Raw genomic sequence first — 6448 nt, forward strand, 5'->3', positions numbered from 1 at the left:
CGGCTGTGGGGATCCTCGAAACAGGCGTGGTCGCACTGGGCACGGCCGCGGTGCTGCTGTTGCGCGGCGAGCCCGCACGCGACCGCGCGCTGCGGCGCCTGGGCCGGCTGGCCCCCGCCGGTCCCCCGCCGCGTCCGCGCGCCCGAACCCGATTGTCGCGGGTGCTGCTCCTGTGGGGTGTGCCGTGTGCCCCGGTCGCGACCCTGCTGGCCGTGGCGGGTCCGCCGGCGGCCGTGCTGGTCGGCCTGCCGATCGCGGCGGCGCTGCGGTGGCGGCTCGCGCGCGCAGACCCGCCCGCCGGCTCCCGAACGGATCGGGCACGGGTGCTGGCGGGTCTGCCCGTCGCCGTCGACCTCCTGGCGGCGGGCCTGCGGGCGGGCGGCGCACTCGAAGACGTCCTCGCCGCCGTCGCCGATGGCGTCGGCGGCCCGCTGGGGAAGGCACTGGGCGGAGTCGCCGAGCAGTTGCGGCTCGGTGCCGATCCCCGCGCCGTGTGGCGGTCGGCGGACGGCACCGAGGAGTTCGAGGCGATCGGACGCGCGCTGGCACGCGCGAGCGAGAGCGGGGCACCGGTCGCGGCCCTGTTGGAGCGCCACGCCACCGAACTCCGCGACACCGCCCGCGCCCGCGCGCTGACCCGGACTCAGCGCCTCGGCGTCCTCAGCGCAGCACCACTGGGGCTGTGCTTCCTCCCCGCGTTCGTGCTCATCGGCGTGGTCCCCCTCGCCGCCGGACTCGTCTCCGACCTCACCCTTCCGTGACGGGGGAGGGTTCCGCTCCGCCCACGTGCCGACGTCCGGGTCGGCCGGACCAGAACCGCGTGCGCTCGGCGGCAAGCAGGCACGTGGCGCGCAGCGTCTCCGCTGGGGTGGTGGCGGGCTGACGGACGGGCCGCGCTACGCGAGGCGCACCCATTGCCGCACCCCCGATAGTGGCCGCCCCAGGAGTACCCGGTGGGTTCCTGGAAAGCGCCCCCCGCCGTTCTTGAACACGTCCTAACGGTAGCGCTGCGCGCCGCATGCTTGTCTGCCCGTCGCCCGCGACCGCCCCTGCGTCCTGTTTAAGGAGTCGGTCACCACAGCGGCTGCGGCAATGGGGCTGGATTGCGCGCAGCGCTGCGTGCCAGCTTGCCGCCGAGCGCACGGCGCACCTTTGCGTTGGAACCCGGCCATCGGTGGTGCGGCTCTATCTGGCAGGTACCGCGTGCGCTCGACGGCAAGGAAACACGTGACGCGCAGCGTCTCCGCTGGGGTGGTGGCGGGCTGTCGGGCGGGCGGATCGCGCTACGCGAAGCGCGCCCAGTGCCGCAACCCCGATGGCGACCGCCCCAGGGGGTACCCGGTGGGTTCCTGAAAAGCGGCGCCCGCCGGTCTCAAATGCGACCTCAGCCCGGATCAACAGGCCGGAGCGCTGTGGACGGAGTGGCGAGGAGAGTACGGAGTTGAGTTCGGCGCCTCCGGCCGCCGGTGTCGGCGGGAGGCGGCGACCCACCCCCGTGCGCGGCCATCCGCCCGCAGATCCGGCGGCCTCGCCGCCGAGGTCGCGTTGGCGGTGCGGGCCTGTGTCTCTCAGTGGCGGTCGGCGGTCCAGTGAGCCTGCCGTGCGGGCGCTTCCGGGTCACTCCGGCTCGGCGGGGTGCTCGGCCGGCGGGGTGGCCGGGGTCCAGGGCGATCGGTGCGGTCCGGCTCGGGCGTGGGCGGTCACCGTGTCGGGCCAGAGGCGGACGTGGACCCGGGTGCTCACATACAGCGAGAGGTCGGCACCGTGCCGGCACCGGATCAGTGACGCCCCGTTGGCTTCGGCGGTCGCGCGGGCAGCGGCGCATGCGGCGCGAGGTCCCTCGGCCAACCGCTGGGCTCCCGACAGTGCGGCCAGGTCGGCCGCCGTCGCCGCGCGGTGGCGGTCGACGCGTACGCCGGCCACCAGCACCACCGCGGATCCGACGAAAAGGACGACCGAGCACAGCATCAGCACCCAGACGGTCGCGGAACCCGAATCGGGGCCCAAGCGGCTGCGGACCCGGCCCCCGCGACCCGCTGCGCGGGCCGCTTTGGAACCGGCGGACGCCGGCATCGCATGCGCCGCCTTCGCCGGGTCGCAAGCGCCGGGACGGGAAACAGCGGCGGGCGGGCGGTGCGAGCGAGCGGATCGGCGGCGCGCCGCCGATCCGTGCCCCCGCGGGGAAGCCGCGAGCCGCGGCGGCCGGGCCCGCTCGCATGGTCCGCGCGGCCGACCGGCGGACGGCGTCGGCGGCCTGTCGCTCGGCGCCGTCCGGCCGCACCGCGCAGTGCAAGCGCCGCCGCCCGATTCACTCGGCCCCAGCATCAGGGACGCCCCCCTGCCGTGCATCCCCCGGCCCGCGCGCACCCGGGGATCGGGCATCTCTCAGCGCCTCCAGCGGGGTGGCGGCAGTGCCCTCGGCTTCGATCGGCAGCTCCATCAACGGGCCCAAGGGCACCGGTGCCGTGACGGTCACCCGCGCCATGCCGCCGTCCTGCGACAGCACGACGTGGGCGGATTCGGGCGCGGTGCGTGCGACGGCGGCGCGGACGGCGGCCTCGGGATCGCCCCGTGCCAGCGCACGGGCCCCCACACGCGCGGAGTCGACACAGGCCACATGCACCGCACCGGCCTGGACGGCGGCCAGGGCCACCCCGAGCACGAGCACCAGGCTGGGCAGCGCTGCGGCGGTCTCGGCGGTGACCCCGCCCCGGTCAGCCGTCGATCTGCAGCGCATCGGTGACGATCTGCGTGAGGACATCGCGGACCTCGGCGCTGGTGAGGATGGCGAACAGCACAGCCGCGAACGCGCACGCCGTGACAGTGCCCAGGGCGTATTCCGCGGTGGACATGCCGCGATCACTTCCGCCTGCGGCGAGCGGCCGGACTGCCGGCGCGCCGCGACGGCGGGCCGGCGCGGCCTTTGTCCCGGCCGACACGGCCGGGACGGCGGGATCGGCCGGGATCGGCCTCGGAAACCGGGCCGTTCGGCACCGGAACGCGGCACGTACGCGCCGCAAGCGCGGGCGGGGAAGGGGAAAGGGAACAACGGACACGGCTGCCTCCAGCAGACGAGTGAACACACCGCGAGTCAGGTGATTCTCACGGTCCGCATCCACGATCGCCCGTCCGGCGGGAACCCGAAAGCCGGATTCCGAGCCTGTGGACAACCGGCCGCCGACCGGCCGCGGCGCCGGCATGGGAGCGGCGCCGCGGCCGCAGCCTCAGCGGCCGAGTCGTCCGGCGGATCCGGTCTCCGAGCGCCCGACCACCCTCTCCGCGGCCGGCCGCCCTTCGTCGGTCACCGCTCGGAGGCGACCTTCTCCCCGCGGTCCGCATCCAGCGGGTCCGCGGCGGCGTGCTGGGGCGCGGACTCCGCGCCGGCGTGCTCGGGCGGGGAACCGTCGCCCTCGCCCTGTCCCGCAGCGCCCGTCATGTCCCACAGGCCCGCCGGGATGGTGAAGTACGACGGCCACTCCGCGCGCGTCCCCTGGCCCAGGTCTTCCACGACGTAGGTGTAGGTGCCGTCGGGGTGGGGCCGATGGGCGACGACCCGGGCTGTCCCGTACGTACGCGCCTCCTCCGACGTCTCGGCCGCATCGTGCACGGCCAGCCCGGAGGGATATGGATGCTGGGGGATCGGATCAAGCATGACGTCTCCCGGATCGGTGAATTTCGGACCAGGGCGCTGGAAGTCAGGGGGTTCCCCGTCCGCCCCGTGAGTTGGCCCTCCGCCGTGTCCTCCTGGAAACAGCTGCCTAGAGGCACGACCCTGTGCGGGTGCGGCCACGGGTCCCGGGTGGCCGCCGACGAGGGGGCGCGCCGGCGAAGGCGCCGCGCCGGAGTGGGCCGACACGGCGTACTGGCCGCGACTTTCCCAGCCGTACCGTCCTAAACATCCGCCACACGCCACTGATTCGCGAGTTCCCCGGTCTACCGCGCGGATGCCCTTTGCGGCACAGTTCCGCGCCCGCCCGGCGCGGCCGGTACGACACGCCCGAGACGAGGGCTCGCGAATCCCGCCCGTGTTCCGCCGACGGCCACCGGACTCCCCCAGGTCACGGCGAACGCGGCGACCACCGGAGGCAGCCCCGATGTGCCGGCGCCGAGCAGGCGCGGACAGGGGAGGGGACCGGAGCATAATGTCGGGGCTGCGACCGGGTCGCCGACGGCCGCGCCAATGGAATCCCTGACCGACAGGCAGCCCACCGCATGCGGTCCCGCGCGGCTGCGGCTGCGTTTGAGCTCCAGTCGTCCACATCGTGTCGGCGCTCGGACTGCGTCCGCCCCCGGAGACGCGCCTCCGGGACGCCGCGGCCCGCGCCCCAGACTCCTCAGGAGGCGTGCTGTGGCAGACCTCAACCTGACCCGCAAGTTCGTGGAGGCGACCCACCGGCTTTCCGGTCCTGCCGACATGTCGGTCAAGTTGAGCGAAACGGTCGGCATCGCGGCCCAGACGGTCCCCGGATGCGACTACGCCGGAATCACGGTGGTCCGCCGGCGCGCGGAGCTGCTCACCCCCGCCTACAGCTCGGAGTCGGCTCTGGCGGCCGACCGCACCCAGTACCGGCTCGACGAGGGCCCCTGCCTGGAAACCGCGCGGAACGGGGTCTCGTGGCTGCAGATCGAGGACGTGGAAACCGACAGCCGGTGGCCGCGCTTCGCCCACCAGGCCAGGGGCCTGGGCGTGCGCAGCGTGCTGTCCTGCGCGCTGGACGGCCCGCGCGGCACGCTGGGCGCACTCAACCTCTACGCCGAGGCGCCCGGCGCCTTCGGCGGCGCCGACCGCGAGATCGCGCTGCTGTTCGCCGCCCACGCCGGCGCCCTGCTGTCCGCCGCGCACCTGGAAGTGTCCCTGCGGACCGCTGTCGACTCCCGCGAACGCATCGGAATCGCCATGGGCATCCTGATGGAGCGCCACAGGATGACCGCCCGCCAGGCCTTCGAGACGCTCTCCCGGACCTCCCAGGAGACCAACACCAAGCTGCGCGAACTGGCCGCGCGCATCGTCGAGACGGGCCAGGAGCCGGGGCGCACCGCTTAGCCGGTTAGCCCGTGTTTGGTGGGTCCGTCCGTAGCGAGCGGCGCACTCGTGTGCGCCCCGCGCCCGATGGCGCGAAGCGCCGATTTCCGGCGCGGGGCGCTGCGATAGGGCCTCCCCTACGCCCCTACGCCCCTACTCGGCGGGCTTCGCCATGATCGCCGAGCGGGGGCCCAGGGCCAGTCCCCTGTCGACTGCCCCTGACAGGCGGCTTCGCCATGATGCCTGTCAGGGGCCCAGAGAACGCAGCGAGAGCGAGAAGCCCACCCGTCACCCACCACCGCCCCAGCGGCCGCGCAGTAGAACAGCGACCCACCGAACACGGCCTAGGTGTGATGTCCCGGGAGGTTGGTAACGCGGCTGGCGGGAGTGCGGCCGCCGATCCCGGTGTGGGGCCGATGATAGTTGTACCAGTCGAGCCAGTCGCCGAATGCGGCCTGGCGCTGGGCTTCGCAGGTGTAGGGCCGCTGGTAGGCCCATTCTTCGAGCAGGGTCAGGTGGAAGCGTTCGACCTTGCCGTTGGTCTGGGGCCGCCAGGGCCGGGTCCAGCGCGGGCCAATGCCCAGCTGTCGGCACGTGGTGCGCCAGGTGGTCTTGGTGTAGGCCCAGGCGTTGTCGGTCAGGACCCGCCGGGCGGTGACGCCGCGCCGGGCGAACCACGCCACGGCGCGGCGGAGGAACCCGGCGCAGGTGGGGGCGGTCTCGTCGGTCAGGATCTCGGTGTAGGCCAGGCGGGAGTGGTCGTCCGGGGCGGTGTGTAGGAACAGGTACCCCCGGCCGCGGCCGTCGGTGTCTTTGTTGCTGCGGCCGGCGGCCCGGCCCAGTACCTTGTGGCCGCCGCCGTCGGGGATGCGGCCGAGTTTCTTGACGTCGATGTGGACCAGGTCGCCGGGGCGGGCGCGTTCGTAGCGGCGCACCGGCTCGCCGGTGGCCCGGTCGCAGGCCGCCAGCGGCGCCATGCCGCGGCGCGTGAGGATGCGGTGGCAGGTGGCGGGCCCGATACCGGTGCGCGCGGCCAGCCGCAGTGGCCCCAGGCGGTGCTCGCGGCGCAGGTCGAGCACCTGCTGTTCGGTTGCCGCGGGGGTGCGGGCCGGGCTGTGGTGGGGGCGGCTGGGGCGGTCGCCCATGCCGGCCTCGCCCTCGTCGCGGTAGCGGCGTGCCCATCTGTGGGCGGTCCTGGGTGAGACGCCGAAGCGTTCGGCCGCCTCGCGGCGGCTGTAGCCGTCCTCGACGACGCACCGGGCCAGGCGGAGTCTGCCGGTAGGGGTCAGTGGCGCGTTACGGTGGCACACGAGGGCCTCCTGAGCATCGGTGCAGACTTGTCATCCACACCGGGATCAGAAGGCCCTCTTCTTGTTCAACCGCTGTCGGGGGCGTGTCGGCTGTTACCGACGTGCCGGGACATCA

At 74.1% G+C, this 6448-nt stretch carries 7 protein-coding genes; 2 read left to right on the forward strand and 5 right to left on the reverse strand.

What is annotated here, in order from left to right:
* Window positions 1-5 precede the first annotated feature (5 nt).
* Window positions 6-761: a type II secretion system F family protein gene (locus FZ103_RS00410; protein WP_343233313.1), complete on the forward strand. Its 756-nt coding sequence runs from the start codon at window positions 6-8 to the stop codon at window positions 759-761.
* Between the two features lie 856 nt (window positions 762-1617).
* Here FZ103_RS00410 and FZ103_RS00415 read toward each other — a convergent pair.
* The 4 genes from FZ103_RS00415 to FZ103_RS00430 all read right to left on the reverse strand — a co-directional run bounded on the left by FZ103_RS00415 (window position 1618) and on the right by FZ103_RS00430 (window position 3652).
* A complete protein-coding gene (locus FZ103_RS00415; protein ID WP_255429674.1) occupies window positions 1618-2007 on the reverse strand; it encodes an Rv3654c family TadE-like protein in 390 nt (129 codons plus the stop codon).
* 301 nt (window positions 2008-2308) lie between these two features.
* On the reverse strand, window positions 2309-2737 hold the full coding sequence (locus FZ103_RS00420) for a TadE family type IV pilus minor pilin (protein ID WP_255429675.1): 429 nt from the start codon (window positions 2735-2737) through the stop codon (window positions 2309-2311).
* Window positions 2715-2852, reverse strand: a complete 138-nt coding sequence (locus FZ103_RS25060; RefSeq protein ID WP_222936406.1) for a DUF4244 domain-containing protein — start codon at window positions 2850-2852, stop codon at window positions 2715-2717. The genes FZ103_RS00420 and FZ103_RS25060 overlap by 23 nt, the downstream gene beginning before the upstream one ends.
* Before the next feature lie 449 nt (window positions 2853-3301).
* On the reverse strand, window positions 3302-3652 hold the full coding sequence (locus tag FZ103_RS00430) for a hypothetical protein (RefSeq protein WP_155997995.1): 351 nt from the start codon (window positions 3650-3652) through the stop codon (window positions 3302-3304).
* A 696-nt stretch (window positions 3653-4348) separates the two neighbouring features.
* Between FZ103_RS00430 and FZ103_RS00435 the strand changes: the two genes are divergently transcribed.
* Window positions 4349-5044: a GAF and ANTAR domain-containing protein gene (locus tag FZ103_RS00435; protein WP_186355590.1), complete on the forward strand. Its 696-nt coding sequence runs from the start codon at window positions 4349-4351 to the stop codon at window positions 5042-5044.
* A gap of 323 nt (window positions 5045-5367) precedes the next feature.
* Here the strand turns inward: FZ103_RS00435 and FZ103_RS00440 are convergent, their stop codons facing one another.
* Complete coding sequence (locus FZ103_RS00440; protein WP_186355591.1) at window positions 5368-6333, reverse strand: IS481 family transposase; 966 nt, start codon at window positions 6331-6333, stop codon at window positions 5368-5370.
* Window positions 6334-6448: the final 115 nt, after the last annotated feature.

It is taken from the genome of Streptomonospora sp. PA3 (genome assembly GCF_009728995.1).
Classification (GTDB): domain Bacteria; phylum Actinomycetota; class Actinomycetes; order Streptosporangiales; family Streptosporangiaceae; genus Streptomonospora.